We start from the raw sequence: 25404 nt of genomic DNA on the forward strand, positions 1-25404 counted from the left end.
GGTCCGGTCCTCGGGCATGGTCAGGGGCTGGGCCGCGGCCCCAAGCCGACCTCGGCCAGGATGAAATCGGCAATGGAAGGCGTGTCGTTCAAGTCAAAAACCGGACGGTCCAGATCCAGCGGCGTGTCGCTGGCCACCGCGCGGACCGTCGGATCGTCAACGGCAATCAGCGGGTTTCCGGGCTGGGCGCGAAAGGCCTCGACCTTGGGGTGGCGCGCGCGCTTGTACCCTTCGACCAACACCAGATCGACCGGGGACAGACGCGCCAGAAGGTCGGTCAACGGCGGCTCGGGCGCGCCGCGCAGCTCTTGCATCACGGCGATGCGGCGGCTGGACGCCAGCAGAACCTCGGACGCCCCTGCGGTTCGGTGGCGGTGGCTGTCGGTGCCCGGTTGGTCCACGTCAACCGCGTGGTGGGCGTGTTTGACGGTCGAGACACTGAACCCGCGCCAGGTGATCTCGGCCACCAGCCGTTCGACCAACCCGGTCTTGCCCGTATTTTTCCAGCCGGTAACGCCGTAGACCTTCATGCCTGCTCCAACAGTTTCTGCGCCCGGATCAGATCTTCGGGCGTGTTGACGTTGAAGAACGGATCGAACGGGTCGGCCGGAAACAGCGCCTCGCGCCCTCCATGGCGGTCGGTCCACAGAACCACCTTGCGCAACCCGTCCGTCAAGGCCGCGCGCAGATCGTCGCGCAGCGCCACGGGCCACAGGCCAAAGGTCGGGTGCCGATTGACCCGGCGGCCACCGCCCGATTTCAGCGCCTCTTCACCGGTGCGCGGCGTGGTGGCCAGAACCAGCGGATGAGCCTGCCCCTGCGCCGCCTGCAGCAGCCGATCGACCAGATCGCGCGGGAAGAACGGCGTGTCGGCAGCAGCGGTGACGATGCAATCAGCACCCTGCCCCGCCGCCCAATCCAACCCGGCCAGAACGCCCGCCAACGGCCCGGCGTAACCCGCAATAGTGTCCGGCAGGACCGGCAGGCCAAGATCGGCAAACCGCGCCGGATCGCCGTTGGCGTTCAGCGCCAGCCAGGCCACCTGCGGCGCCAGCCGGTCGATCACATGCGCCAACAGGCTTTGCCCGCCCAGGTGCAGCAACCCCTTGTCGCCGCCGCCCATCCGCGTGGCCAGACCTCCGGCCAGTATGACGCCCAGTGGTTTGGTCATGTGGTCAATCCTTTCGGCTTGGGCCAGTTCGGTGTTCGTACAAAAAGGACGACAACAAACAAAGCCAGAAGACCAACCAACCAGAAAGACCAAGTGCCAGCGATCAAACATACCGAGAGGAATATGCCCGCGGTGTTAAGCCGGTATCGCCGCGCTGCGGTCAGGCTCGGCCTATCCAGCCCTTTCAACGCGGGAAGTCCCCAAAACAAGACACGCAGACGCGTGGACTTCCGCCGCGACGAGCTACACAGAGTACGCGAAGCTGCTATCAAATCGGCCAAAGCGCCCCATTCGAGCTGATCCAGTACGTCGTCGGGATAGGTCGCCAGCGCCATATCCATCGCCAGCTCATCCGCATGTTGGAACTTTATGGAATAGAGGGTTGCGACGCACAAAACCGGGAGGACCAGCAACTCTTCAAGCCTTGCGAGCATTTCAATCATCCCGCACTTTTCCTTCGGTGCTTCCGGTCCTCGACCGGCACGGTGGCCGGGTCCACGTCGCGCAGCAGCCGGTCCTCGCCAGACAGGCAGACGAAACGTTGGCCGCGCATCCGGCCGATCAGGGTCAGGCCGACCTCGCGCGCGATTTCGACGCCCCACGCGGTGAAGCCCGACCGCGAGGCCAGAACCGGGATGCCCATCATCGCCGTCTTGATCACCATTTCCGAGGTCAGCCGCCCGGTGGTGTACAGGATCTTGTCGCCGGCCGTCTCGCCTTCGGACAGCATCCAGCCGGCGATCTTGTCCACCGCGTTGTGGCGGCCCACGTCCTCCATATAGACCAGCGGGCGGCTCTGATGGCACAGAACCGTGCCGTGGATCGCCCCGGCCTGCAGGTACAGCGACGGCGTGCGGTTGATCTTGGCCGCCAGATCATACAGCCACGAGGTGCGCACCTGAACCTGTGGCAGGCGCACGCCCTCCAGCCCCTCCATCATGTCGCCGAACACCGTGCCCACCGCGCAGCCGCTGGTGCGGGTCTTTTTCTTCAGCTTGTCCTCGTACGAGGTCTCGCGCGCCGTGCGCACCACCACGGTTTCCAGATCGTCATCGTAATCGACACGCGTGATCTGGTCATCGGGGCGCAACATGCCCTGGTTGCGCAAAAAGCCCAGAGCCAGATATTCGGGGTAGTCGCCGATGGTCATGGCCGTCACGATCTCTTGCGAATTGAGGAAGATCGTCAGCGGGCGCTCCTCGACCACCGAGATGCGGCTGACCTCGCCGTTCTGGTCCACCCCCTCGACCGCGCGGGTCAACCGCGCCGCGCCGGGATCGGGGGCGATGATGTATTCCGACAGATCGACTTCGGTGGCCAATTGCAACCCTCTCTCTGACCCGCTACTGCTGCACAGACCACCATAGGATCTAGCCATGGCAACCTCCACATCCAAGTCATACTATTGGCGGGGTTTTCGCGACGGGACCCCGTTCATCTTCGTGGCGGTGCCCTTCGGCACCCTGTTCGGCGTCTTCGCGACCGAGGCGGGCCTGAGCATTCTGCAGACCATGGTGTTCACCGCAGCCGTCTTTGCGGGGGCCGCGCAGTTTGCATCGCTGCAACTGCTGCAGGACGGCACACCCACGGCCATCATTCTGGTTTCGGCACTGGCCGTGAACCTGCGGATGGCCATGTATTCGGCGTCGTTGACGCCTTATCTGGGCGCGGCGCCCCTGTGGCAACGGGCCTTTGCCGCCTATCTTACGGTCGACCAATCCTATGCCTGCTCGATCGTCCAGTTCGAAAAGGAACCGGACATGTCGGTTCCGCAGCGTATGACCTATTTCATGGGGTCGGTTTCGCCTCTGGTGCCCATGTGGGTACTGGCCACCTTTATTGGGGCCTACCTGGGAACGCAGATCCCGGATAGCTGGGCACTGGATTTCGCGCTGCCGATCACCTTTCTGGCCATGATCGGCCCGATGATGCGCACTCCGGCCCATGTGGTCGCGGCTCTGGTCGCTATCGTCGTATCGCTGCTATGCGTAGCAATCCCCTACAATCTTGGCCTGCTGATCGCGGGCTGCGCGGGCATGATGGCCGGTGCGCAGGCCGAAGTGATGCTGGAACGCAGAAAGGTAGCGTCATGACCACCCCCGATCAGACAACGGTCTGGACGATCATCGTCGGGCTGGCGATCGGAAGCTATGCCCTGCGCTTCGTGTTCATCGGCTTTGTCGGAGACCGTCCGTTGCCGCCATGGTTGCTGCGGCATCTGCGCTATACGGCGGTGGCCATCCTGCCGGCCCTGATTGCCCCTCTGGTCATGTGGCCCACGGCCACCGAGGGCCAGCCGGACCTACCGCGCATGGCCTCGGCCGTGGTTGCCCTGAGCGTCGGGTTGATCACCAAGAACGTGCTGGCCGCCATCTTTGCCGGGGCCGGCACGCTGTATGGTCTGCTGTACCTAGTTGGTTGAAGCCGCTTCCAGCTGGTTGAGCGCGGCGTTGTTGGCCGCCAGCCCCGCCTGCAGATCGGCGCTGTCGTTTTCACGATATTCGGTCGTGACGACCCCCGGAATCTGCCCGAACTGATCGGACAACTTGACCGGGTAGAAGGTGGTCTGGATCTGCTCGAACCCGGGAACCTGCTGCAGCAGCCGAGCAGTCGAGTTGGCGCAGTAGGCGCCCGGAACCGGTCCGGACTGCTTGGCCAGCTGATAGGCGATCTCGGCCTGCTGGGGGGTCACCTGGATGGTCTGGATGCGCGCATAATGCGTTTCGCGTGCGTGCGAGCTGCGATAGGCACGCTCGACCGCCGGGGTGATGCCATACAGCACGTCATCCTTGATCGGCACCACGTCGGCGCGGAACGACCCGGCGGGGTCGAAAATTACCCGCTCACCGGCGCTGATCATCAGCGAGGTATGCGCGCCAGACCCCGTACGCGTGTTGATCATCGTGTACAGGGTCAGCGTTGAGGGGCCCGGGTCACGGTAGGATCGCGCAACGATCTCGGACTGGTCGGCCTGAGGGCGCTGCGACGTGGCACAGCCTGCGACGGTTACTGCCAGCAGGCAGGCAATCAAGATGCGAAACATGACCCGTCAGTCCGGCTTATGCCCCAAAGATCGCAAGAAACAGGGCAATGAAGCAGATCACCACGACGCTGTAGGTGGTGAATTTGATGAACCCGTTGAAGGTTTTGGTCTGGACGGTGATGTCCATCTCGCCGTGCTTGTGTTCAGCCATTTCGAAAGATTCCCAATTCGCGTGTTTGCCGGTTTGGATAAATCATATTTTCCGGCCTGTCACGACGTCAATCGCGCGCAGGTGCCCGAGTTCAGTCGGCCGCAGCCTCATCGGTGGCAAAAACCGAGCAGCCGGGATACCCGAAGCCCCACCGCCACGGCAGGCCGGTGCAGGGACCACCTCCGAATCGGACGGCCATGAACATCGCCTCGGCGGTGATCGACATGGCCGACGTCACCTGCTCGGGCGTCATATCGTATTGCGTGGCATAGTCCTGCGCATGCACGGCCCCGAATTCCTTGACGCAGGCGCGCAGGGCGCGGTCAGCCTCCAGCCGGGCGTCGAAACTGGCGTCGGCGGACGTGGCGCCCCCGGCGGTGTGATACGCGCGATCATGAGTCACGCAGCAGGATTCCCACGGCGGATGGCTTTCGTAAACCGCGCGAAATCTGGGAAAGGTCTCTGCCACCAGCCGCCAGCTGGACGACATGCCGCCCGAGCAGCCATCGGTTTCAAACGCGCTCAATGGTTGCCCAACCGATTGCGCGATCAAAGCCCGATGCGCGGGCATCTCGACGCCGCGCATCAGATCCTGCGCCGAACCCGACCCGGCAAGGCAGGCAAGCAAAAGACCGAAGCTAGGGGCTTGCATCGCGCATCGCCTCGGTATCGACCGACAGGCCGAAGGTCGTGGCCAACCACAGCAGCAGCCGCTCGCCCGGCTCCATCTCGGCGCGGACACGTAGCACTTCACGCGCCATTGCGGGGCGGTCGGTGATCAGACCGTCGACACCCATCGAGGCCATCGACGACATCTGCAGCGGGTCATTCACCGTCCAGACATAGATATCCTTGCCCGCGTCATGGACCGAGCGGATCAACCCGGGCGTGACCAGCCCGGCATTCACCGCGACGAAATCGCCCTCCAGCCCGGTCAGATCGCCCACCGCCGTGGCAGCCAGAACGCCGGCGCGCCAGTCCGGGCGCAACGCTTTCATCTTCTGCACCGCCGGGTATTTGAGCGACATCGTGGCGATGTCCTGCTCCATCCCAAACTCTTCGACGATGGCGGCCACGCGGTTTTCCAGATCCACGTCATGACCATAGTATTTAAGTTCGATAATGACCTTGGATTTGCCCTTCGCGGCCTCCAGAACCTCGCGCAGGGTCGGGGTACGCTGATCGGCATATTCGGGGTCGAACCAGCTGCCGATGTCGATCTGCGCCACATCCTCCATCGTGGCATCCCAGACCTTCATATTGACCCCGCCCAGCTTCATGAAGTCGCTGTCATGGGCCACGATCACCTCGCCGTCGGCGCTTTCCTGAACGTCGATCTCGACCCAGTCGGCACCGTCCTCAATGGCTTTCAACACCGCAGCCATCGTGTTTTCCGGCCGCAGCGCCGCAGCGCCCCGGTGGCCGATTACGTCAGCATGATCGGGTGCCGAAATCTGGTCCAGCACGTCCTGGCTGAACCAGATCCCGGCCAACAGGGCCACAACGGCCGCGGCGACGGTCACCAGAACCGGGGCGCGCAGGTTTCCGGCCTCGGGGTGAGGAAGCTCTGCCGCCCGGGGCTCAAAAAATGCATCCAGCAGAACCGCCAGCGCGCCCGACGCCACCGCCGCCAGCACCAATCCGGCCAGAGACCACAGCCCGGCCACCAGCAGGCTGAGCGTCAGGGCAACCCGCAGGTTCGTGCCCTGTTCGAGAGGTACAAGGTGGAACAACAGGCTGGCCACGGCAGCAATCAGCGCAGCAATCGCCAGACGTACGACCAGCCACAGCGCCAGGTCGATCTTCAACCGGCCGCGTTTGCCTTCCATTCGCCGGGCGCTTTCGGCAAAGGCGTCCGAGGGCGCAATCTCCTCGAACAGCACCAGATGCAGGGCCAGAGCCCAGGCCGACAGGCGGCGGATCAGCACCCAGGCCAAGGCCAGCACCACGAACCCGATCAGCGCGACGGCCACCTGGAACGCGGGCGGATGGAAGGTCAGATAGTAGTTGATGTCGTATTCGGTCAGCGTCCACCACGCGATCAGGCCCGCGACCGCCACGAAAGGCACCGCCAGGACAAGAACCCGCAAAATGAAGCGCACCGCGAAGGAAAACAGCGTCGGCATGCGCGATAGGATCAACCGCAGCGCCGACCCGCCGGCCCGCCACGGGTCGCCCTCGCCCATCCTGAGCGATCCGGCCATGACCGAAAAGACGAACACCTCGGCCAACAGGAACAGGCCCAGAATGACCACCGCCGCCACGAAGCCAACCGGCGACAGGATGAACATGGCGATGTCCTGATCGGTCAGCGCAGTTTGATCGGACAGCATCACCGCCAGGTTCACGGTGAAGGCCACGCCGGGGGCGATCAGCGCGATGAGCAGCAGACGCACCGCCAGATAGATGGGAACAAAGGTCCGGCGTCGGACCCAGGCCCCGCGATAGGCATCTGTTACGGTTGAGAAATGTGACACGCCGGCCCCCTTTGAATGCTGAATTCATTCAAGGCCGCGCAGATGTGAATTGCAAGCGTGACGCTCAGCTTTCCTCAAGCTTGGCGGCCAGGCGAAAGCCGATCCGGTTGGCGGGCTTGTCCTCGACCGTTTTGGGCAGGGCGCGCAACATGACGTTCAGCTGGCTGACATGCTGCACCAGCTGGGTGCGTGCGCCCGAACCGTCCGAGCCGTAGAAGGTGATCACGTCGGGGTCAAAATATCCCATCCCCTCGATCCGCATCACCCCGGCGTCACCGCCGGTAAAGCCCATGGCGACCTCGTGATCGGCATCGAGGGTCTGCTCGAAGTTCTGGATGTACAGGATCAGCCGCTCATACGCCCATTGGGCGGGGCTTTTGCTGTCGACCGGCTGGCGCAGGGGTTCGGGCAGATCCTTGGTGCCCGACGTGCTGTCCGGGTCAGCATGAACCTCATAGCACCGGGGCAGAGCCGCCGCTTCGGCGGCCTCGGCCGAGGTTTCGATCTTGTCCTGCATCGTTTCAACCTTTGCGCTGATACACCCATGCGCCGTCCTCACGGCGCGCCCGGGTCACGGCTCCAGTGTGATAAAGATGGTTCAGATGCGCAACCGCCTCGACCAGCGCAAGCCCGTATTCGCCGTCGCGGATGGGGCGTTTGAACAGGGTCACGAAACAATCCGACGCCGCCTTGGGCGCGTCCAGATCGTCCAGCAGGCGTGCAAGAGCGCCGTGATGGTTCTCGATCAGTTGCTTCATGCGGATCGGCAGGCCGATGAAGGGCAGTTTGTGCCCTGGCAACACCACCTGATCGGGCCGTGCCAGCTGTTGCAGGCGCTCGCAGGCCTCCAGCCAGTCGGACACCGGGTCAGCCATCGGCTCGGTGGCATAGACGCCCAGGTTCGGGCTGATCGAACTGAGGATCTGGTCGCCCGAGATCACTAGGTTGTCGTCGCGGCTCCAGAACGTGGCGTGTTCGGGGGCATGGCCATTGCCCATATGCACGTCCCAGTCCCGCCCGCCCATGCGGATCACGTCGCCCTGCTTGATGCGGACAAAGCCCAGAGGCATCGGATAGACCGTGTCGGCAAAATTGAAGGGCCTCTCGGACATGCGCTTGGCCAGGATCTCGGGGGCCATGCCGGCACTGCGGTAGAACTCCAGCGTCTCCTCCGGCCAGCTCTCCTGCACGTCCAGCGTCAGCATTCGCGCAAATAGCCATGCGGTACGGCTCGAAACCAGATCGGCGCCGTGCTCCGACTGGAACCACCCGGCATTTCCGACGTGGTCGGGGTGGTGATGCGTAACCACCACCCGGGTCACCGGCTTGCCCGCAAGCGGCCCGGCCATCAGGTCGGACCACAGGCCGCGCGTCTTTTTCGATGAAATCCCGGTGTCGATCACCGTCCAGCCATCGCCGTCATCCAGCGCGTAGACATTGACGTGGTCCAGCGCCATCGGCAGCGGCAGGCGCATCCAAAGCACGCCCTCGGCGATCTCGGTGGCTTGTCCGGGCGCGGGCGGCTCGGGCCAGGGATGGCGAAACGCCGGAGGCCGCGCGCCGTCCATCACGCGGCCAGTTCGTCGGCGCTGAGCGCGAACAGGTCTTTGGCCCCGATCTGCGCCTGATCCAGCAGGCCCGCGTATTCCGGCAGGCGCGCGGTGATGTAGTACCGCGCCAGCTTGGCGCGCGGACCATCCGGATCGGCCAAAGCGGCGATCAGGTGGTAATGCGCACCCAGCACGCGGGCAAAGGCGTTCAGATAGGCCACGGCCCCGGCAAAGCGGTTGTTCATGTCCTCTTGCGCCACCAGCCACTCGGTCGCCTCGCGCAGGGATTCGGTCGCCTCCCATACCGGGCCGGCCAGCTCGGGCACGGTGGCGCGGGCGTGCTCGGCATGATCTTCGATCTCGTCCAGCAGGCGGGCGGCGGCTTCGCCCCCGTCCATCATCTTGCGGCCGACAAGGTCCATGGCCTGAATGCCGTTGGTCCCCTCGTAGATCGCGGTGACGCGAACATCGCGGTAATACTGCGCGGCGCCGGTTTCCTCGACATACCCCATGCCGCCATGCACCTGCAGGCCGGTCTCGGCCACGCGCATGCCGGTCTGGGTGCCGAAAGCCTTGCAGATCGGGGTCAGCAGGGCCGCCCGCGCGGCCCAGTCGGCGTTGTCGGTGGCCTTGGCCATGTCGATGGCCGCGGCATTGGCCAGCATGATCGCACGGGCGGCGAACAGGTCGGCCCGCATGTCCATCAGCATCCGGCGCACATCGGCATGATCGATGATCGTGCCCGAGGGCGTCTTGCCCTGCTTGCGTTCCAGAGCATAGGCCAACGCGTGCTGATAGGCGCCCTCGGCCGCGCCCACGCCCTGCCCGCCGACGCCGAGGCGCGCGTTGTTCATCATCGTGAACATGGCGGCCATGCCCTTGTGTTCCTGGCCCACCAGCCAGCCCTTGGCGCCGTCATACTGCATCACGCAGGTGGGCGAGCCATGCAAGCCCATCTTGTGTTCCAGCGACACCACCTTCAGGTCATTCGCCACGCCCGGATTGCCGTTTTCATCGGGGATGAACTTGGGCACCAAGAACAGGGAAATCCCCTTGGTCCCCGGCGCACCATCGGGCAGACGGGCCAGAACCAGGTGGCAGACATTCTCGCAGAAGTCATTGTCGCCCCACGAGATGTAGATCTTCTGCCCGGTCACCGAATAGGTGCCATCGCCGTTGGGTTCGGCCTTGGACGTCAGCGCGCCGACGTCAGACCCGGCCTGCGGTTCGGTCAGGTTCATCGTGCCCGACCATTCGCCCGACATCAGTTTGGGCAGGTACAGCGCCTTGAGCTCTTCGCTGGCGTGGTGTTCCAGCGCCTCGATCTGACCCTGGCTCATCAACGGGGCCAGCTGCAGCGACAGACAGGCGGCGCTCATCATCTCGTTGACGGCGGTGGTCACGGTCATGGGCAGGCCCATGCCGCCGTATTCGGGGTCACCGCTCATGCCGATCCAGCCACCCTCGGCGATCGCCTTCCAGCCATCGGCATAGCCGGGCGAGGTCCGCAAAACCCCGTTTTCCAGTCGCGCCGGCTCAAGATCGCCGGGGCGCTGCAGGGGGGCCATTACCTCTTCGCACATCTTGCCGGCCTCGGTCAGGATGGCGCTGACCACGTCCGGGGTGGCCTCGGCGAATTTCTCGGTCGCGGCGACGTCCTTGAACCCCACCACCTTGTCCATCAGGAACTCGTAATCAGTGACAGGAGCGCGATATGGCATGGTTTCCCCCGGAAATCGTGTGTCGGTCGCAATGGCGGGCTTGGAATCCATGGCCCGCGCCGGTATTCATCTAAGCTTGTTCGATTACCTATCCGTCCCCCTGTTGCAAGCAACCAAAACGCCGCGTCACCACCCATGATCCCCAACAGCACGCAATATCTGGATGCTGATCCCGCCGGGATTGCAGCCGCGGCCGACCTGCTGCGTCAGGGACTGTTGGTCGCCTTCCCGACCGAAACCGTCTACGGGCTGGGCGGCGACGCCCGCAACGGCGAAGCCGTCGCCGCGATCTACGCCGCCAAAGGGCGACCCAGTTTCAACCCGCTTATCGCGCATGTCGCCTCGGTCGAGGCCGCCAAACGCTATGTCGAGTGGTCGGACAATGCCGAACAACTGGCATCTGCGTTCTGGCCAGGTCCGCTGACGCTGGTGCTGCCGCTGCGCGCGGGGCATGGCGTGTCCTCACTGGTGACGGCGGGGCTGGAGACGCTGGCCGTGCGGGTCCCGGCACACCCAACCGCGCGCGCATTGCTGAGCGCAGTTGACGGACCCGTCGCTGCCCCATCGGCAAACCCCTCCGGTCGGATCAGCCCGACCACTGCGGCGCATGTGCGCGCAGGTCTGGACGGTCGGATCGCCGCCGTACTGGATGACGGACCCTGTTCTGTCGGGTTGGAATCGACCATCGTGGGCTTGGCCGGCACCCCCGCTTTGCTGCGGCCCGGCGGTGTGGCACTGGAACAGATCGAAACGGTTCTGGGCACGCGCCTGACCCGCCACAAGCCCGGAGATCTGCTGACCGCTCCGGGGCAGTTGCTGTCGCACTACGCGCCGGACGCACCGGTCCGGCTGAACGCCACCGAGCGGCGCGGGGACGAGTTGCTGCTGGGATTTGGCAGTGTCGATTGCGACCGCAACCTATCCGCCAGGGGCGACCTGATCGAGGCGGCGGCAAACCTGTTTGCGTATCTGCACGAACTGGACGGTACGGGGCGGCCAATTGCCGTCAGCCCGATCCCTTCCGAGGGCGTGGGGGCGGCCATCAACGACCGCCTGCGCCGGGCCGCGGCGCCACGCAATTCCTGATCAGGCCCGACCGGCGCTGGCCGACAGCGTCAGCGGATCGACACCCAGCGTGGCCAAGGCGGCCTCCCACTTTTCGTCGTCGGCAACGTCAAAGACCAGTTTCGATGTGGCATCGGTCGTCAACCAGCCATTGGCCGCGATCTCATCTTCCAGCTGTCCCGGCCCCCATCCCGAATAGCCCAGCATCAGCATCGAGTTCAGCGGCCCCTTGCCAGAGGCGATATCTTCGAGCACGTCCAGCGTCGCCGTCATGCTAAAATCGCCGGCCACGTGCAGCGAATGCAGATTTGCATCGTAGTCCGCGCTGTGCAGCACAAACCCCCGGGACAATTCGACCGGCCCACCAAAATGCACGAGGCGTTCTCCGACAACCGGGATGCGGCACGCGATGTTCAACTGTTCAAGCAGCGTCTTGATTCGCAAATCCGACGGTTTGTTCACGATCAGACCCATCGCGCCGTCATCGCCGTGGCTACACAGGTACACCACTGAATGATCAAAGCGCGGATCGCCCATGCCGGGCATCGCAATCAACAGTTTTCCAGTCAGATCCATCAAAAAAACTCGTGAGGCTTATTCCCTTACAATGACCTTGCGGAACCCGGATTGGCAAGGGATCACGCCGGAAATCCCGCGATTTCTGCCGGTGACCAGAACGTGACTTGGCAAACCTGCCCGCAAGTCGCATGTATGGATCATGAGATCGCTGTTCAAACCCGTTCTGACCGTTGTTTCGGCTTGCCTGGCCCTGTCCGCACCTGCGCAGGGGCAATCGATCGACTCGATCGTCAGGCTGGACGTGATCGATGGCGGCCAATCCGAGGATGGCACCTATCTCACCGCGATCCGGCTGGATCTGGAACCCGGATGGAAGACCTATTGGCGGGCCCCTGGTGACGCCGGCATACCGCCGGAATTCGACTGGCGCCGGTCCGGCAATGTCGGCGCGGTTGCGATCACCTGGCCCACCCCGCATGTCTTTGACCAGAACGGTCTGAAGTCCATCGGCTACGAAACCCAGCTGGTGCTGCCGGTTCGGATTACGCCCAAGGACGCATCCAAACCGGTCCGGTTGCGGGGCGAAGTCGACTTGGGGGTGTGCAAGGATGTCTGCATTCCCGCATCGTTGAAATTCGACCACGAACTGGATGCGGGCGCGGCAAGGAATCCAGCGATTGCGGCTGCGCTGGCGCAACGGCCCTTCTCTGCACGCGAGGCTGGCGTTACTGGCGCGGCCTGTCGCCTGAGCCCGACCGCGGACGGTTTGCAGGTTCAGGTCCAGATCGACATGCCCTCGGCCGGTGGTGCCGAACTTGCGGTGATCGAGCCGGGGAACCCGGGCCTGTGGGCGTCGCAGACTGAAACCAAGCGGCAAGGCAACAGGCTGACCGCTACGTCCGAGGTGATCAGCCCCGACGGTCAGCCCTTTGCGCTGGACCGGTCCGCCGTGCGGATCACGGTTCTGGGGACCAAACACGCGGTCGACATTCTGGGCTGCAGCGCGGGCTGACCGGATGCAGCGGGTTCCCCGGATCGGCGCACTGGCGGTTGTCGTAGATCAGGGCCATGTCCTGCTGGTGCAACGCAGCAAGGCCCCCGATGCCGGTCTCTGGGGATTTCCGGGCGGCCATGTGGAGTGGGGCGAAACCGTCTTGCAGGCCGCCGCGCGCGAGTTGATGGAGGAAACCGGTATCGAAGCAACCCCGCAGGCATATCTGGGCAACCTTGATCTGCTGGTCCGGGATTCGGCCGGACAGATCACCGCCCACTATTTGCTGGTCGGCGTGTCCTGCCGCTTCGGATCCGGCACTCCGATCGCAGCGGACGATGCGCAGGACGCGCGTTGGTTCCCAATCCGGCAGGTGCTGGACCGCGACCTTGCGATGAGCGCCCGGGTGCCCGACCTTCTGTCTCAGGCACTGGCCCGGGATGAAAGCCTGACATAAAGCGCCGCGGACACGATCAGGCTGACGGCCAGAATGGCAACCGCACCGGCCGCGAACGCTCCCAGCCCCATTCTCAGCAACGCCAGACCGTCCTCGCCGCCGTACAGCCCGGACAGCACACCCAGCGGCGCGCCGGCCAGAACCGGCCAGACCATGGTGACCAGCAGCCAGAGCATCATCGCCCCGCCCGTCCCCGCGGCCGCGACCCGAACCACCTTGTCTGGCGCCCGCAAGGCGCGGCGCATCGCCGTCATCGGGCGAGAAATATCACTCAGGATCGCCAGCAACGCGGGGACCAGGAGCAGCACCAGCACCATGCCGAACCCGAGCCCGTAGACCAGCGTGATCACCGTGGGTTTAAGGAATTGCGCCTGCTGCGACCCTTCGTACAGCAACGGGGCCAGCCCCATCACCGTCGTCAGCGTGGTCAGCATCACCGGCCGCAACCGGTCAGCAGTGCCTTCTATAATCGAAGGCACCAGCCCGCGATCCTGCTGATAGCCATCGATGGTCGTTATCAAAACGATCGAGTCATTGATGATGATCCCGGTCATGCCCAACAAGCCGACGACCGTGAACATGCTAAGGGGAACGCCCCAGATGTAATGCCCCCAGATGGTGCCGACCAGACCAAAGGGAATGATCGCCATCACCACCAGCGGCCTTGTCCAACTGGCGAAGATCCACGCCAGAACAAGGTAGATTCCGGTCAGACACAGGATCAGACCGGTACGCGCCTCGGTCAGGAACTCGTCCTCCTGTTCGCTCAGACCGGCCATGCGCCACTCGACCTGATACTCGGCGGCGATATCAGGCAGGATTTCCTCGCGCATGGCGCGGGTGATTTCCGCCGCCTGGGCCGGGTCATCCTCGGAAATGTCCCCGTTCACTGCGATCACCCGCAGGCCATTTTCCCGGCGCACCGTCGAGAACCCCGACTCGCGCTTGACCGAGACGATGTCAGCCAGCGGGACATAGACCCCGTCCGGTGAACGCATCAGCGTGTGTTCGAGGAAATCGGCGGTCAGCTCGCTTTCGGGCAGTTCGACCCGGATCTCGGCGCTGCGAGGACCGTCGGGGAATGTCGCCGCCTCGATCCCGTTCAGCCGGTGACGCAGAACCCGGCCCAATGTCTCGATGCGGAAGCCCAGCGCCTCGCCCTGTGCCGTCAGATCCAGAATGTACTCTTCCTTGTCATAGGCCAGATTGTCTTCCAGCGCTGAAACCTCGGGGTATTTCGACAGTTCCGCCTGCAGGGCCTCGGACGCGGATTTCAGGGTGTTCACGTCCGCGCCGAAAAGCTGCACGTCGATGGCATCACCACCCGGACCCGAGCGCCAGCCGCGGAACGTCAGCAATTCGACCTTGGGATGGCGCGGCACGAATTCCTGCAGCTCGCCCACGAATTCAAAGCTGGTATAAGGTCGCAGGTCGGCATCGATCAGCTCGATAGAGATACCGCCCAGCAAATCGCCATCCTTGCCATCGGCGGCGGACAGACCATAACCGGCGCTCCCCCCGATCTCGGCCAGAACATAGTCGATCGGGTTGCGACCGTGGCGTTCTTCGTAGATCCGACCCAGCTCTTCCGTGGCGCGCTGCAGAATGTGCATCATTTCGATCGTGTCGGCGCGGGTAGCGCCTTCGGCCATGATGAAATTGCCGGTGACCGAGCCTCGCTCGGGCGCGTTGAAAAACCGCCAATTGACGTCGCCCTTGATGAACAGCGCTATCTGACTGGCCAGAATGGCGATCATCAAGGCCACGACCACGTATCGCGCCCAGATTGCCCACGCCACCAAAGGTCGGAAAAGAGTGTCGCGCACCCAGCGAAAACCCCGGTTCACAACCCGGTTGGGCCAGTCATACCAATGTTCCTTGGCCGAATGTGCGATAGCATGCGCCATGTGGTTCGGCAGGATCAGAAAACACTCGATCAACGATGCGATCAGTACAGCGATCACCGTAAAGGGAATGTCCCGGATCAGCTCTCCGAACCGTCCGCCAATGGCGGTCAGACCGAAAAAGGCGATCACGGTCGTGACCGTGGCCGCAAAAACCGGCATCGCCATGCGCCGGGCGGCGCGCTCGGCGGCAACGACCGGTGGCTCGCCCAGACGGCGGGCCCGGAAATCGGCGTGTTCCCCCACCACGATCGCATCATCCACTACGATACCCAGCGTGATGATAAGGCCGAACAACGAGACCATGTTGATTGACAGCCCGCCGATATACATGAAGGCGATGGCCGCCGACATCGCAACCGGGATACCGGCCGCGACCCAGAATGCGATGCGCGCATTCAAGAACAGGAACAGAAGGCACACCACCAAGCCCAGCCCGACCAGCCCGTTGTCGATCAGAATGTCCAACCGGTCGGTAATGGCCTGCGCCCGGGTACGGATCAGCTCGACCGAGATACCATCCGGCAGGCTCGCCTGCATCTCGGCCACCACATCCTCGACCGTGTGCTGAATGTCGATCGCATCACCCAGGTTCGACCGGTCCACCCGGACGGACATGGCCGGATTTTCGCCCACGAAATAGCTGCGATTGCGGGTAACGCCCTCGACCCGGATCTGCGCGACATCGCCGACCACCAGCTTGGACCCGTCCGGATAGGTGCGCAAAGCGATGCGCTCGATCTCTTCCGGGGTGCGCTTTTCGACACCGGTGCGGATCCGGGCGTTTGCGCCGGTCACGTCCCCGGCCGGATTGGCCGTGACCTCGGCCGCAACCGCCGAGGCGATCTCGGACAGGGTGATGTCGTTGGCGATCAACTGCGCGGTGGGAACCTCGACCACGATGCGTGGGGCCGCAAGGCCGCGGATCGTGGTCCGCGTCACACCGGCAGCGAACAGCCGATTGATCAACTCATCTGTGAATTTGGCCAGCTGCCCGGTCTCGATCGGGCCGGTGAGGACAACATCCGTTACCCGGTCTCGCCAAGCGGCACGCCGGATGGACGGTTCTTCGGCATCCTCCGGCAGGTTGGTCACGCTGTCGACCGCGGTGCGCACTTCTTCGACGGCGCGGCTCATGTCCCAGTTGGGTTCAAATTCCAGCGCGATGCGGGCCGATCCTTCACGGGAGGTCGACTCGGTGCTGGCAACGCCTTCGACCGCCAGCAATGCAGGTTCAAGGATCTGGACAATCCCGTTGTCCACATCCTCGGGCCCCGCACCATCCCATTCGACGTTGACATTGACCCGTTCCAGGATCACGTCCGGAAAGAACTGCGCCCGCATGTTCGGCGCCGAAGCCGCGCCAAGGACCAGCATGACCACCAGCAGAAGGTTGGCAATGGTCCGGTGACGCGTGAAATAGCTGAGGATGCCGCTGGCCGCGCCCGGGATCTCGCGCATCATGGCGCCTATCCCCCGGCCCGGTTTTCAAGCCGCCGCAACAGAGACGACGGCACCTTCGCCTCGCTCAACTGAGCAAGAACACGGGTCTTGGCGTCCTGGGACATGCGGTCGCTGGCCTCGACCTGCGCCACCAACCGCGCGCGGTGCTCGTCCGTCAGCTCGACCATGTCCGGCTCGACCGCGGCGCTGTCTTCGATGCGAACCGGGCGCACGCGGACCCCCGACCCCAGCAGCGGGGTCCGACCGACCACGACTTCGCGCCCTTCCAGCCCGGCGCCGCGCAGCAGAACTTCGTCCCCTTGCCGGCGCACCAGCTCGACCGGGAGCGTTTCCAGCCGGTCGTCGTCGCCCAGCACCAGCACGGTGCCTTGCGCATCCAGAACCGAAGACGGGAGACGCACGACATTATCCAGCGGCTGTTCCTCGACCGAAACGGTCACGAAATCGCCGGGCTTGAACCCCGGCGCGGCATCAAGCCGGGCATAGATCAACCGGCCGGTCTGGCCCTCGCCGGCCGACCCGCTGTCGCGGCTGATCCGACCGGTGGCGCTCAGGTCCGTGCCCGTCACCTCAAGCGAGATGGTCACCGGTGCCGGGATCAGCTTGCCCTGATCGTCCAGCAACCGCACGTATTGCGCGGTCGAAACGCGGAACGCGACCTCCAGCGCAAACGGGTCGACCAGTTCGGCCAGCTTTTCATTGGCCGTGACCAGGCGCCCTTCAACCAGCGTGACACCAGTCAGCGTCCCGTCGAACCGGGCGCGGATGGTCATGTCCTCCAGATCGCGTTCGGCCGATTCCAAAGCGATACGTGCCCGCGCCAGCAACGTTGTCGCCTGATCGACGCGGGACTCGGCCTGCGCCAAAGCGATACGGCGCGACAACACGGTTTGCCGGGCCGAGGCCGCGGCCAATTCGGCCTCTTCAACGCTGGCGGTCGCGCCCACACCACGGTCCAGCAAATCCTTCTGGCGCTGCAGGGCCCGTTCCCGCAGATCCGATTGGGATTCGGCGGCCTTCAACTCATCCTGCGCCAAAAGCAGAGCGCGTTCAGCATCGCGTTCCTCGAACTGGGCATCCAGCAGGTCCGACCGCGCACGGTCCAGCGCCGCCTGCGCATCGGCCGGGTCCAGCTCGACCAGAACTTCGCCTGTGCGCACAACCCCACCATCCTCGAAATTTTCCGCCAGCCCGATGACACGGCCACCCAGCGCCGCCCGCAATTCCAGACGCCTGCGGCTTTGAACTTCGCCGAATGCCTCCAGGTAGGGGGTGGCGGTTTGTGGCTCGGCCTTCTGAACCGTGACGGCGAACACGCGTTCGCGCGCCTGCGGGGGTTTGTTGTCGCGGGTCATGACCTCTTGCACTGCGCCGGTGATCATCTGCGCCGCGACAATCAACAGCGCAAGCATCAGGGATGCCAGAAAGACACCGATGAGGCTCTGCCGCAGAAATCGCATAGATCTTTCACTCCGGTTGCAACGGGACGCCGTCTATAAATAGGTAGCCGGGCCGGAAAAAATACCAACCCACAAGGCGGTTATGAGCCGTTAAACGTACGACCAGTCTACTTCCGTCGCAGATGTTCGTCCAATCTGGGCATGATTTCCACGAAATTGCAGGGCCGGTGGCGATAATCCAGCTGTTTTTCCAAAATGCCGTCCCAGGCATCCTTGCAGGCCCCCGGGCTGCCCGGCAGCGCAAACAGATAGGTTCCGCCAGCGACGCCACCTGTGGCCCGCGACTGTACTGCCGAGGTTCCGATCTTCTCCATCGAAATCAGGGTGAAGACGGTGCCAAAAGCCTCGATTTCCTTTTCGTAGACATCGCGATGCGCCTCGACGGTGACATCACGCCCGGTCAAGCCGGTACCGCCGGTCGAGATCACCACGTCAATCGCGGGGTCGGCGACCCACGCCCGCAACTGCTCGGCGATCTGGGCACGCTCGTCCTGAATGATCTTGCGGTCGGCCACGGTGTGCCCCGCACGCTCGATCCGGTCGACCAATGTTTGGCCCGAACGATCTTCGGCCAGTGACCGCGTGTCCGATACGGTCAGAACAGCGATGCGGATGGGGATGAATTCCATGGTTTCATCAATTCGGGACATATCGTGTCAGGCTCTTTCCATGATGGCCAGCCGGGCCGCCAGCGCGACGAACACGCCGCCACTGACCCAGCCGAGAATTCGCGACGCCCGCGGGCTTGAAATCAGCGCTCGCCCGGCGCCGCCGGCAAATGACCCCACCAGGGCATTCACGACGAACCCGCCCAGAGCGATGATCGCGCCCAGCAGCAGAAACTGGGCCAGAACCGATCCGTTGGCCGGCGAGACGAATTGCGGGATGAAGGCCAGAACAAACAGAATGATCTTGGGATTCGTCATGTTGACCAGCATCCCCTCGCGAAAGGCATGGCCCGACGGCTTCATTGGAGCGTCAGTCCGGACCGCACCGTTCCGGATGGTGCCCCAGGCCAGATACAGCAGGTAGGCCACACCCAGCCAGCGAATGACGTCGAACAGCCAAGGCATAGCCGCGACCGCCGCGCCAAGTCCCAGCCCAGCCAGCAGAACATGAACCATCAGACCCGTCGAAACGCCGGCGCTGGCCACGATGGCGGATCGAGCACCGGACCGCAGTCCAAGCCCGAAACAGAACATCATGTCAGCCCCCGGCGTCATGTTCAGCGCGATGGCGGCTGGGATGAAGGTCAACAGAGTTGCGTATTCGATCATGGATCGACCTCGAACCAATTCACTTTGGGCCCCAGATTTGCGATCCGGGTGCGACCGATCTCGCCGCGATAGCCCCAGCTGTCGTGGATATGACCGCACAGAGCAAAGTCTGGTTGAACCCGTTCCACCGCGTCGCGCACCGCAGTCGATCCTATCGATTGCCCCTGCGAGGTCCGATCGCCTTTGCCCTTGGGCGGGGCATGCGTGATCAGGATGTCCGCCGACGCGCAGCGATTGAGCAGCTCTGCGGCCTCGGCTTCGGTCAGGTCGCAGGACCAGTCACCAAATGGCGTGACCGGTACGCCATAGCCAAGTCCGAACAGGCGCAGCCCGTCCACGGTCATGCCTGTTCCGTGCAGCACATGCACGCCGTCCGGCACGGCCGCCGCCAGTTCCTCCGCGCTTTCGGCGTTGCCGGGAACCAGAACCATCGGCGCGGATATGCCGGAAAGCATATCCATCGCCTCGTCCAGCCCCTGACGCATGTTGCAGTAATCACCCGCGCCGATCACGAGGTCAGCTTCGACGCTGGCTGCCACCAGTTCAGCAGCCCGATTGCGAGCCATGTGCAGGTCGGAAAAAGCCAGAACCTTCATCCCTTGCTCTCCAGATATACGCGCAGATCCAATAGATCGGCCCAGGCCTGGCGCTTGGCATGGGGCTGGCGCAGCAGATAGGCGGGGTGCAGCATAGGCAGAACCGGCAGATTCAGCGCCTGATCCCACTGCCCGCGCAGACGTGTGATGCCGCGCTTGTTCAGAACCGCCTGGCAGCTGATGTTGCCCATTACCACCAGGACCTTTGGCTTGGACAGGGCCACGTGCCGTTCCAAAAACGGCTGCATCATCGCGATCTCGTCCGGCCGCGGGTCCCTGTTCTGCGGCGGACGCCACGGCAGAACATTGGTGATGTAGACGTTCTGGGCGCGGTCCAAGTCTATCGCGGCCAGCATCCGATCCAGAAGCTGCCCGGCGCGGCCGACGAACGGCTTGCCCACGCGGTCCTCATCACGGCCCGGAGCCTCGCCGACGATCATGACAGGCGCGCCGGCGGTGCCATCGGCAAAGACCAGGTGCCGCGCGCCGCGCTTCAGGTCGCAATGAGCGAACGCCTCCATCGCCGCGCGCAGCTGATCCAGAGACGATGCGGCCGCGGCCGCCTTTTTCGCCTCGGCCACCGGGTCCAGCGCAACCGGCTTCTGCGGCGCGGCTTGAGGCGCGGCAGGTTTCCGCGCCTTGGGCGCCGTGTCCGGCAGGGCATAGCGATCGACCGGGGTGTCGACGATCGCGTCGGCTACGCCCAGCTCAACCTGCCATTCCAGCAGGGCACGCGCGGTGTAGGGGTCAAGGGCCGATTCCATGCCCATCAATCTACTCAGCTTTGCGGGAAGGGAAAGCAAATTGGCCTTGCCTTGGCGCATTGCCGGGCCGACGATGGTCCCCGTCATGACGCGAACCCTGGGCCTTCTGCTGATCACTCTGTTCGCCCTGCTGCCCGGCGGGTCGGAGGCACAGTCGTTTCTCAACAATCAAGGACAATGCCGTGGGGGCCAGTTTCAGTGCGGTCTGAAATGCTGCTCGGTCGGCCAACGCTGCAGCTATGACGGGTTCTGCATTCAGGCCGGGGGCACCTATTGCGGCGGCGGGAGGTCCTGCGGGCCGTTCGAGAAATGCGTGGCCGGAGGCACCAGATGCGCGCCCGCGGGCGCGAACAAATGCGCCTCGCGGCTGGATTGCCCCAGCGGGTCCTTCTGCAACGCGCGCGGCGAATGCGAGCGCAGTTCGCCCGACTTCGACCCCTCTCCACAACCGGCAACGCCCTGCGACGACGGGCGGACCTGCGCACCCGGTTCGACCTGCCTGCCGGGCGGCGGCTGCACGCGCCCGGGCTGGTACCTGTGCGAAGAGACCGGATCGCAGTGCCGCACCGGGTTCAAATGCTCGGCCAATCAGGGCTGCGTGCCCAGAAAGGCCGTCGATTGCGGATACGGCAAGTGGTGCAGACCCGGCGAGCATTGCCTGCCCGAAGGCGGATGCGAGAAACTGCCCGATGAGAACTGACTCCAGTTGCCCCGAGGCGCTGCGCTTTCTATAAGCGGCGCGACTGTCAGACAGGAGCCCGGCCCATGCGTTTCGCCCATCGTCACCTTCTTGGCATCGAGCATCTGTCCCAATCCGACATCACCGCCATTCTGGACCTGGCCGAAAAATACGTCGATCTGAATCGGCAATCGGCCAAGCACTCGGACGTTTTGGCGGGGCTGACCCAGATCAACATGTTCTTCGAAAACTCGACCCGCACGCAGGCCAGTTTCGAACTGGCGGGCAAGCGTCTGGGCGCAGATGTGATGAACATGGCGATGCAGGCCAGCTCGATCAAAAAGGGCGAGACCCTGATCGACACGGCGATGACGCTGAACGCGATGCATCCCGACCTTCTGGTGGTGCGGCATCCGCATTCGGGCGCGGTCGACCTGCTGGCGCAGAAGGTCAACTGCGCGGTGCTGAACGCCGGCGACGGGCGGCACGAACACCCAACGCAGGCGCTGCTGGATGCGCTGACCATCCGCCGGGCCAAGGGGCGGCTGCACCGGTTGAACGTGGCGATCTGCGGGGATGTCGCCCATTCCCGCGTGGCGCGGTCGAACCTGATCCTGCTGGGCAAGATGGAAAACCGCATCCGTCTGATCGGCCCGCCGACGCTGGTGCCCGCGCAATTCGCCGAATTCGGGGCCGAGATCTATGACGACATGACCGAGGGCCTGCGCGACGTGGACGTTGTAATGATGCTGCGCCTTCAGAAAGAGCGGATGGACGGCGGGTTCATCCCGTCGGAACGGGAATACTACCACCGCTATGGCCTGGACGCCGCCAAGCTGGCGCTGGCCAAGCCGGACGCCATCGTGATGCATCCCGGCCCGATGAACCGCGGCGTCGAGATCGACGGCACGCTGGCCGACGACATCAACCGCTCGGTCATCCAGGAACAGGTCGAGATGGGCGTCGCCGTGCGCATGGCCGCGATGGAGTTGCTGGCCCGCAACCTGAAGGAGGCGACATGAGCGATCTGACCCTATCCGCTGGCGAGCGCGGCGTGATCCGCCTGTTCGCGCTGGACATGCGCCCCGAAGAGGCGAAGTTCCTGCGCGAACCCGGCGCGGCGGATCAGGTTCTGGGCGTCTCAGGGCTGGACCCCGAGCAGATCGACGTGTTTCCGGCGTCCGACCTCGAGGATCTGGGCCTCTACGGCTATCTCAGCGAGGGCTGCGGCGTGTCCGAGGACCAGTTGGACCGGGCCAAGCTGGAGTCGGTCGATGGCTGGGTTCTGGTGCTGCGCAGCGCGGCCCTGGGCGGGCGCGCGGCCAAATTGAACCCCGATCCGCGTCTGCGCCTGATCGGCCTTTACACCGAAGAGGCCACGAATTGGAGCGGCGGCACCATCGAGACCGAAAGCGCGCGGCCATACTCGGCCGCGCCGAACCCGGTTTCGAGCGAGCAACCCCGCCGGACGGGATCGGCCTTGCTTGCCTTGATCATCCTGCTGGTCATCGGAGGTGCTCTGTGGCTGATCCTGTGATCTTTGCGCCGAACAAGGGCGCTTATGTCCGCACCAACGCGTGGCTGGCCGCGGGCGCGATGGCGGGGGCGATGCTCGTGCTGTGGCTGATCGGAAATCCCTATGTCTGGACCGGCGCCCCGGCCGGTCTGGCGGCGGTGGGCGTCCGAGCGTGGTACCTTGCCTCGGAGGAACTGGTGGCCAACTGGCAGATGACCGACACCACCCTGACCGGACCCGGCGGACGCAGCGTGCCGCTGAACCAGATCGCGGCCGTGAATATCATGGGCAGCTTCGTGCAGATCGTCACCAAAGGCGGCGACAAGCACCTGATCAAGTACCAGGCCGACCCGGCCGCCATCAAAGCCGCGATTGAAAGGGCAATGGCATGACCAAGCTGATCTTCACCAACGCCCGCCTGATCGACCCCGAAGCCGGAACCGACGCGCTGGGTTGGCTGCACGTGGCCGACGGGCGCATCTTGGCCAGCGGCGACGGTCCAGCTCCCGAGTCGGACGCGCAGGTGATCGATTGCGGTGGTCAGTGTCTGGCCCCCGGCATCGTCGATATCGGCGTCAAGGTCTGCGAGCCGGGCGAGCGGCACAAGGAAAGCTACAAATCCGCGGGCCTTGCCGCTGCGGCCGGGGGCGTGACCACAATGGTCACCCGCCCCGACACCCTGCCTGCGATCGACACGCCGGAAACGCTCGAGTTCGTCACCCGCCGCGCCCAGGCCGACACGCCCGTCAACGTGCTGACCATGGCCGCCCTGACCAAGGGCCGCGACGGGCGCGAGATGACCGAAATCGGGTTTCTGATGGATGCGGGCGCGGTGGCTTTCACCGACTGCGACCATGTGGTGACGGACACCAAGGTGTTCTCGCGCGCGCTGACCTATGCCCGGGCCTGCGGCGCGCTTGTCATCGCCCACCCGCAGGACCCGGGCCTGAGCCACGGTGCTGCCGCCACAAGCGGCAAGTTCGCCGCCCTGCGTGGTCTGCCCGCCGTTTCGCCCATGGCCGAGCGTATGGGGCTGGACCGCGACATCGCGCTGCTGGAAATGACCGGGGCCGCGTATCACGCCGACCAGATCACCACCGCCCGCGCCCTTCCCGCGCTGGAGCGCGCCAAGCGCAACGGGTTGGACATCACCGCCGGAACCTCGATCCACCATCTGACATTGAACGAACTGGACGTGGCCGATTATCGCACCTTCTTCAAGGTCAAGCCGCCGCTGCGATCCGAGGATGACCGGCAGGCGGTGATCGAGGCCGTGCGCTCCGGCCTGATCGACACGATCAGCTCGATGCACACGCCGCAGGACGAGGAAAGCAAACGCCTCCCGTTCGAAGAGGCGGCCTCGGGCGCAGTTGCGTTGGAAACCCTGCTGCCGGCCGCACTGCGCCTGTATCATGCCGATCAACTGGACCTGCCGACGCTGTTCCGCGCCATGACCCTGAATCCGGCGAAACGACTGGGGCTGGACTGCGGCCGCCTCAGCGCAGGCGCCCCGGCCGATCTGGTTCTGTTCGACCCGAATGTGCCCTTCGTGCTGGACCGGTTCACGCTGAAATCGAAATCGCAGAACACCCCGTTTGACGGACAGCGGATGCAGGGTAAGGTCACCGCAACCTACGTTGCAGGCAAAGAAATTTTCCGGAGACCCTGATGCCCGTTTTCGACAGCACGACGACCCAACTGATTATCTGGGCCGCGATCGGATACCTGATGGGGTCGGTGCCCTATGGCATGATCGTTGCGCGGGTGATGGGGCTGGGCAACCTGCGCCAGATCGGATCCGGCAATATCGGTGCCACCAACGTGTTGCGCACCGGCAGCAAGGCGGCGGCGGCGCTGACCCTTCTGTTCGACGCCGGCAAAGGCGCGGTCGCGGTCCTGCTGGCCCGGGCACTGGCCGGCGACGATGCCGCCCAGGTCGCGGCGCTGGCGGCTTTTGTCGGCCATTGCTACCCGGTCTGGCTGAGCTTCAAGGGCGGCAAGGGCGTGGCAACTTTCCTGGGCCTGTGGCTGGCGCTGGACTGGCGGGTGGGCGTTGCGTGCTGTCTGACATGGCTGGTCGCTGCTGCGATCTGGCGGATCTCATCCCTCGGCGCGCTGGCCGCGGCAGCCCTGTCGACAACATGGGTGATGATCCTGACGGACGGGTCGACCTTTTTGTTGGGCGTCGTTCTGACGCTGCTGATTTACTGGCGCCACCGCGAGAATCTGGCCCGCATCAAGGCGGGAACAGAGCCCAAGATCGGGAAATCGTGACCGCGCCGACCGACTTTTTGGACGCATTCTTTGCCTTGCCGGCGGGTTCCTTCACCGGAACCGCAAACGGTCGAAGCTACTCGGTCACGCGGCTGGCGATGGCGGGCGGCAAATCGCACAAGCTGGTCGCCCATGAACGGGGTGGCGCAGACTACATCAGTATGAACCTGTACCTGACGGATCAGAGCGGCGCTTTGCTGCGCCCCTGCGAGATGCCTGCCGCCAAGGTCGTACGCTTTGTTCTTGCCCTGGTACCCGACAGCTGAACCGCGGACCGACCTGCGCAGGCGAACAGACCGCTTGGCATTTCCGCACATTCACGTTT

The 25404-nt window shown here is 64.3% G+C and carries 30 protein-coding genes; 12 read left to right on the forward strand and 18 right to left on the reverse strand.

Translation table 11 applies throughout. The features are described from left to right. Positions 1-20: 20 nt before the first annotated feature. From mobB to ACR3EL_RS15870, 4 genes are read right to left on the reverse strand one after another with little or no spacing between them, the layout of a single operon-like run. A complete protein-coding gene (mobB, locus tag ACR3EL_RS15855) occupies positions 21-530 on the reverse strand; it encodes a molybdopterin-guanine dinucleotide biosynthesis protein B (RefSeq protein ID WP_170342265.1) in 510 nt (169 codons plus the stop codon). After that, complete coding sequence (gene mobA, locus ACR3EL_RS15860) at positions 527-1171, reverse strand: molybdenum cofactor guanylyltransferase MobA (protein WP_170369814.1); 645 nt, start codon at positions 1169-1171, stop codon at positions 527-529. The genes mobB and mobA overlap by 4 nt, the downstream gene beginning before the upstream one ends. After that, positions 1168-1614 carry a hypothetical protein gene (locus ACR3EL_RS15865; protein ID WP_170369816.1) on the reverse strand — a complete coding sequence of 149 codons (447 nt, stop codon included), beginning with the start codon at positions 1612-1614 and terminating at the stop codon, positions 1168-1170. The genes mobA and ACR3EL_RS15865 overlap by 4 nt, the downstream gene beginning before the upstream one ends. Beyond that, a complete protein-coding gene (locus ACR3EL_RS15870; protein ID WP_254432979.1) occupies positions 1611-2549 on the reverse strand; it encodes a formate dehydrogenase accessory sulfurtransferase FdhD in 939 nt (312 codons plus the stop codon). Before ACR3EL_RS15870 ends, ACR3EL_RS15865 begins: the two co-directional genes overlap by 4 nt. Here ACR3EL_RS15870 and ACR3EL_RS15875 point away from each other — a divergent pair. Continuing rightward, positions 2548-3264: an AzlC family ABC transporter permease gene (locus tag ACR3EL_RS15875; RefSeq protein ID WP_170589445.1), complete on the forward strand. Its 717-nt coding sequence runs from the start codon at positions 2548-2550 to the stop codon at positions 3262-3264. The genes ACR3EL_RS15870 and ACR3EL_RS15875 overlap by 2 nt on opposite strands. Then, a complete protein-coding gene (locus tag ACR3EL_RS15880) occupies positions 3261-3593 on the forward strand; it encodes an AzlD domain-containing protein (protein WP_170342269.1) in 333 nt (110 codons plus the stop codon). The genes ACR3EL_RS15875 and ACR3EL_RS15880 overlap by 4 nt, the downstream gene beginning before the upstream one ends. Here the strand turns inward: ACR3EL_RS15880 and ACR3EL_RS15885 are convergent. From ACR3EL_RS15885 to ACR3EL_RS15915, 7 genes are all read right to left on the reverse strand, one after another. Then, positions 3582-4214 carry a hypothetical protein gene (locus ACR3EL_RS15885; RefSeq protein WP_170342271.1) on the reverse strand — a complete coding sequence of 211 codons (633 nt, stop codon included), beginning with the start codon at positions 4212-4214 and terminating at the stop codon, positions 3582-3584. The two genes, ACR3EL_RS15880 and ACR3EL_RS15885, sit on opposite strands and share 12 nt — an antisense overlap. A 16-nt stretch (positions 4215-4230) precedes the next feature. Next, entirely contained in the window at positions 4231-4365 is a 135-nt protein-coding gene (locus ACR3EL_RS15890) for an aa3-type cytochrome c oxidase subunit IV (RefSeq protein WP_093963530.1), read from the reverse strand. A 91-nt stretch (positions 4366-4456) separates the two neighbouring features. Beyond that, positions 4457-5017, reverse strand: a complete 561-nt coding sequence (locus tag ACR3EL_RS15895) for a hypothetical protein (RefSeq protein WP_170342272.1) — start codon at positions 5015-5017, stop codon at positions 4457-4459. After that, positions 5004-6842 (reverse strand): glycerophosphodiester phosphodiesterase, encoded by a 1839-nt coding sequence (locus tag ACR3EL_RS15900; RefSeq protein ID WP_480722262.1) that lies wholly within the window; start codon positions 6840-6842, stop codon positions 5004-5006. Before ACR3EL_RS15900 ends, ACR3EL_RS15895 begins: the two co-directional genes overlap by 14 nt. A 64-nt stretch (positions 6843-6906) precedes the next feature. Then, on the reverse strand, positions 6907-7359 hold the full coding sequence (locus tag ACR3EL_RS15905; protein WP_170342276.1) for a DUF6173 family protein: 453 nt from the start codon (positions 7357-7359) through the stop codon (positions 6907-6909). Between the two features lie 4 nt (positions 7360-7363). Then, positions 7364-8410 (reverse strand): MBL fold metallo-hydrolase, encoded by a 1047-nt coding sequence (locus tag ACR3EL_RS15910; protein ID WP_170391800.1) that lies wholly within the window; start codon positions 8408-8410, stop codon positions 7364-7366. After that, on the reverse strand, positions 8410-10113 hold the full coding sequence (locus ACR3EL_RS15915) for an acyl-CoA dehydrogenase (protein ID WP_480722268.1): 1704 nt from the start codon (positions 10111-10113) through the stop codon (positions 8410-8412). The genes ACR3EL_RS15910 and ACR3EL_RS15915 overlap by 1 nt, the downstream gene beginning before the upstream one ends. Positions 10114-10248: 135 nt before the next feature. Here ACR3EL_RS15915 and ACR3EL_RS15920 point away from each other — a divergent pair, with 135 nt between their 5' ends. After that, positions 10249-11199, forward strand: a complete 951-nt coding sequence (locus ACR3EL_RS15920) for an L-threonylcarbamoyladenylate synthase (RefSeq protein ID WP_480722272.1) — start codon at positions 10249-10251, stop codon at positions 11197-11199. On the opposite strand, the gene ACR3EL_RS15925 is transcribed toward ACR3EL_RS15920, so the two are convergent. After that, entirely contained in the window at positions 11200-11754 is a 555-nt protein-coding gene (locus tag ACR3EL_RS15925; RefSeq protein ID WP_093963536.1) for a YqgE/AlgH family protein, read from the reverse strand. It abuts the gene before it with no gap. 142 nt (positions 11755-11896) lie between these two features. Between ACR3EL_RS15925 and ACR3EL_RS15930 the strand changes: the two genes are divergently transcribed. After that, the gene (locus ACR3EL_RS15930) at positions 11897-12709 is read left to right on the forward strand and encodes a protein-disulfide reductase DsbD domain-containing protein (RefSeq protein ID WP_170342284.1); all 813 of its coding nucleotides are present in this window, start codon (positions 11897-11899) and stop codon (positions 12707-12709) included. Between the two features lie 4 nt (positions 12710-12713). Continuing rightward, positions 12714-13145, forward strand: coding sequence for an NUDIX hydrolase (locus ACR3EL_RS15935; RefSeq protein WP_170342285.1), 432 nt, complete (start codon positions 12714-12716; stop codon positions 13143-13145). Here the strand turns inward: ACR3EL_RS15935 and ACR3EL_RS15940 are convergent. The 6 genes from ACR3EL_RS15940 to ACR3EL_RS15965 all read right to left on the reverse strand — a co-directional run bounded on the left by ACR3EL_RS15940 (position 13112) and on the right by ACR3EL_RS15965 (position 20610). Further along, positions 13112-16513, reverse strand: coding sequence for an efflux RND transporter permease subunit (locus ACR3EL_RS15940; protein WP_480722276.1), 3402 nt, complete (start codon positions 16511-16513; stop codon positions 13112-13114). The genes ACR3EL_RS15935 and ACR3EL_RS15940 overlap by 34 nt on opposite strands. Positions 16514-16518: 5 nt before the next feature. Beyond that, a complete protein-coding gene (locus ACR3EL_RS15945) occupies positions 16519-17973 on the reverse strand; it encodes an efflux RND transporter periplasmic adaptor subunit (RefSeq protein WP_170342289.1) in 1455 nt (484 codons plus the stop codon). Between the two features lie 107 nt (positions 17974-18080). Further along, a complete protein-coding gene (gene moaB / locus ACR3EL_RS15950) occupies positions 18081-18623 on the reverse strand; it encodes a molybdenum cofactor biosynthesis protein B (RefSeq protein ID WP_170342290.1) in 543 nt (180 codons plus the stop codon). Between the two features lie 6 nt (positions 18624-18629). Further along, positions 18630-19250 (reverse strand): LysE family translocator, encoded by a 621-nt coding sequence (locus ACR3EL_RS15955; protein WP_170342292.1) that lies wholly within the window; start codon positions 19248-19250, stop codon positions 18630-18632. Next, on the reverse strand, positions 19247-19846 hold the full coding sequence (locus tag ACR3EL_RS15960; protein ID WP_170342294.1) for a metallophosphoesterase family protein: 600 nt from the start codon (positions 19844-19846) through the stop codon (positions 19247-19249). Before ACR3EL_RS15960 ends, ACR3EL_RS15955 begins: the two co-directional genes overlap by 4 nt. After that, a complete protein-coding gene (locus ACR3EL_RS15965; RefSeq protein ID WP_170342296.1) occupies positions 19843-20610 on the reverse strand; it encodes a uracil-DNA glycosylase in 768 nt (255 codons plus the stop codon). Before ACR3EL_RS15965 ends, ACR3EL_RS15960 begins: the two co-directional genes overlap by 4 nt. On the opposite strand from ACR3EL_RS15965, the gene ACR3EL_RS15970 reads away from it, so the two are divergent. The 7 genes from ACR3EL_RS15970 (at position 20609) to ACR3EL_RS16000 (ending at position 25345) form a co-directional block, all read left to right on the forward strand. Beyond that, the gene (locus ACR3EL_RS15970; protein ID WP_254432980.1) at positions 20609-21310 is read left to right on the forward strand and encodes a scavenger receptor class F, member 2; all 702 of its coding nucleotides are present in this window, start codon (positions 20609-20611) and stop codon (positions 21308-21310) included. The genes ACR3EL_RS15965 and ACR3EL_RS15970 overlap by 2 nt on opposite strands. 65 nt (positions 21311-21375) lie before the next feature. Next, positions 21376-22311, forward strand: coding sequence for an aspartate carbamoyltransferase catalytic subunit (locus ACR3EL_RS15975; protein WP_170342298.1), 936 nt, complete (start codon positions 21376-21378; stop codon positions 22309-22311). After that, positions 22308-22826, forward strand: coding sequence for a hypothetical protein (locus ACR3EL_RS15980; protein WP_170342299.1), 519 nt, complete (start codon positions 22308-22310; stop codon positions 22824-22826). The genes ACR3EL_RS15975 and ACR3EL_RS15980 overlap by 4 nt, the downstream gene beginning before the upstream one ends. Beyond that, positions 22811-23197, forward strand: a complete 387-nt coding sequence (locus tag ACR3EL_RS15985; protein WP_367646368.1) for a hypothetical protein — start codon at positions 22811-22813, stop codon at positions 23195-23197. The genes ACR3EL_RS15980 and ACR3EL_RS15985 overlap by 16 nt, the downstream gene beginning before the upstream one ends. Continuing rightward, entirely contained in the window at positions 23194-24474 is a 1281-nt protein-coding gene (gene pyrC / locus ACR3EL_RS15990; protein WP_170342301.1) for a dihydroorotase, read from the forward strand. The genes ACR3EL_RS15985 and pyrC overlap by 4 nt, the downstream gene beginning before the upstream one ends. Continuing rightward, positions 24474-25079 (forward strand): glycerol-3-phosphate 1-O-acyltransferase PlsY, encoded by a 606-nt coding sequence (plsY, locus tag ACR3EL_RS15995; RefSeq protein ID WP_093963548.1) that lies wholly within the window; start codon positions 24474-24476, stop codon positions 25077-25079. The genes pyrC and plsY overlap by 1 nt, the downstream gene beginning before the upstream one ends. Next, positions 25076-25345 carry a hypothetical protein gene (locus ACR3EL_RS16000; RefSeq protein WP_170342303.1) on the forward strand — a complete coding sequence of 90 codons (270 nt, stop codon included), beginning with the start codon at positions 25076-25078 and terminating at the stop codon, positions 25343-25345. Before plsY ends, ACR3EL_RS16000 begins: the two co-directional genes overlap by 4 nt. Positions 25346-25404 lie beyond the last annotated feature (59 nt).

The sequence above is a fragment of the Ruegeria sp. BJ3 genome (assembly GCF_056535665.1).

Excerpts from the sequence above, each read along its gene's own strand:
- ACR3EL_RS15910 (WP_170391800.1), bottom strand. The coding sequence starts at position 8,410 with ATGGACGGCGCGCGGCCTCCGGCGTTTCGCCATCCCTGGCCCGAGCCG.
- ACR3EL_RS15905 (WP_170342276.1), bottom strand. The coding sequence starts at position 7,359 with ATGCAGGACAAGATCGAAACCTCGGCCGAGGCCGCCGAAGCGGCGGCT.
- ACR3EL_RS15895 (WP_170342272.1), bottom strand. The coding sequence starts at position 5,017 with ATGCAAGCCCCTAGCTTCGGTCTTTTGCTTGCCTGCCTTGCCGGGTCG.
- ACR3EL_RS15940 (WP_480722276.1), bottom strand. The coding sequence starts at position 16,513 with ATGATGCGCGAGATCCCGGGCGCGGCCAGCGGCATCCTCAGCTATTTC.
- plsY (WP_093963548.1), top strand. The coding sequence starts at position 24,474 with ATGCCCGTTTTCGACAGCACGACGACCCAACTGATTATCTGGGCCGCG.
- ACR3EL_RS15925 (WP_093963536.1), bottom strand. The coding sequence starts at position 11,754 with ATGGATCTGACTGGAAAACTGTTGATTGCGATGCCCGGCATGGGCGAT.
- ACR3EL_RS15920 (WP_480722272.1), top strand. The coding sequence starts at position 10,249 with ATGATCCCCAACAGCACGCAATATCTGGATGCTGATCCCGCCGGGATT.
- ACR3EL_RS15870 (WP_254432979.1), bottom strand. The coding sequence starts at position 2,549 with ATGGCTAGATCCTATGGTGGTCTGTGCAGCAGTAGCGGGTCAGAGAGA.
- pyrC (WP_170342301.1), top strand. The coding sequence starts at position 23,194 with ATGACCAAGCTGATCTTCACCAACGCCCGCCTGATCGACCCCGAAGCC.
- ACR3EL_RS15980 (WP_170342299.1), top strand. The coding sequence starts at position 22,308 with ATGAGCGATCTGACCCTATCCGCTGGCGAGCGCGGCGTGATCCGCCTG.
- moaB (WP_170342290.1), bottom strand. The coding sequence starts at position 18,623 with ATGTCCCGAATTGATGAAACCATGGAATTCATCCCCATCCGCATCGCT.
- ACR3EL_RS15885 (WP_170342271.1), bottom strand. The coding sequence starts at position 4,214 with ATGTTTCGCATCTTGATTGCCTGCCTGCTGGCAGTAACCGTCGCAGGC.
- ACR3EL_RS15890 (WP_093963530.1), bottom strand. The coding sequence starts at position 4,365 with ATGGCTGAACACAAGCACGGCGAGATGGACATCACCGTCCAGACCAAA.
- ACR3EL_RS15960 (WP_170342294.1), bottom strand. The coding sequence starts at position 19,846 with ATGAAGGTTCTGGCTTTTTCCGACCTGCACATGGCTCGCAATCGGGCT.
- ACR3EL_RS15935 (WP_170342285.1), top strand. The coding sequence starts at position 12,714 with ATGCAGCGGGTTCCCCGGATCGGCGCACTGGCGGTTGTCGTAGATCAG.
- ACR3EL_RS15865 (WP_170369816.1), bottom strand. The coding sequence starts at position 1,614 with ATGATTGAAATGCTCGCAAGGCTTGAAGAGTTGCTGGTCCTCCCGGTT.
- ACR3EL_RS15945 (WP_170342289.1), bottom strand. The coding sequence starts at position 17,973 with ATGCGATTTCTGCGGCAGAGCCTCATCGGTGTCTTTCTGGCATCCCTG.
- ACR3EL_RS15875 (WP_170589445.1), top strand. The coding sequence starts at position 2,548 with ATGGCAACCTCCACATCCAAGTCATACTATTGGCGGGGTTTTCGCGAC.
- ACR3EL_RS15970 (WP_254432980.1), top strand. The coding sequence starts at position 20,609 with ATGCCCATCAATCTACTCAGCTTTGCGGGAAGGGAAAGCAAATTGGCC.
- ACR3EL_RS15955 (WP_170342292.1), bottom strand. The coding sequence starts at position 19,250 with ATGATCGAATACGCAACTCTGTTGACCTTCATCCCAGCCGCCATCGCG.
- ACR3EL_RS15915 (WP_480722268.1), bottom strand. The coding sequence starts at position 10,113 with ATGCCATATCGCGCTCCTGTCACTGATTACGAGTTCCTGATGGACAAG.
- ACR3EL_RS15975 (WP_170342298.1), top strand. The coding sequence starts at position 21,376 with ATGCGTTTCGCCCATCGTCACCTTCTTGGCATCGAGCATCTGTCCCAA.
- ACR3EL_RS15930 (WP_170342284.1), top strand. The coding sequence starts at position 11,897 with ATGAGATCGCTGTTCAAACCCGTTCTGACCGTTGTTTCGGCTTGCCTG.
- ACR3EL_RS15880 (WP_170342269.1), top strand. The coding sequence starts at position 3,261 with ATGACCACCCCCGATCAGACAACGGTCTGGACGATCATCGTCGGGCTG.
- mobA (WP_170369814.1), bottom strand. The coding sequence starts at position 1,171 with ATGACCAAACCACTGGGCGTCATACTGGCCGGAGGTCTGGCCACGCGG.
- mobB (WP_170342265.1), bottom strand. The coding sequence starts at position 530 with ATGAAGGTCTACGGCGTTACCGGCTGGAAAAATACGGGCAAGACCGGG.
- ACR3EL_RS15965 (WP_170342296.1), bottom strand. The coding sequence starts at position 20,610 with ATGGAATCGGCCCTTGACCCCTACACCGCGCGTGCCCTGCTGGAATGG.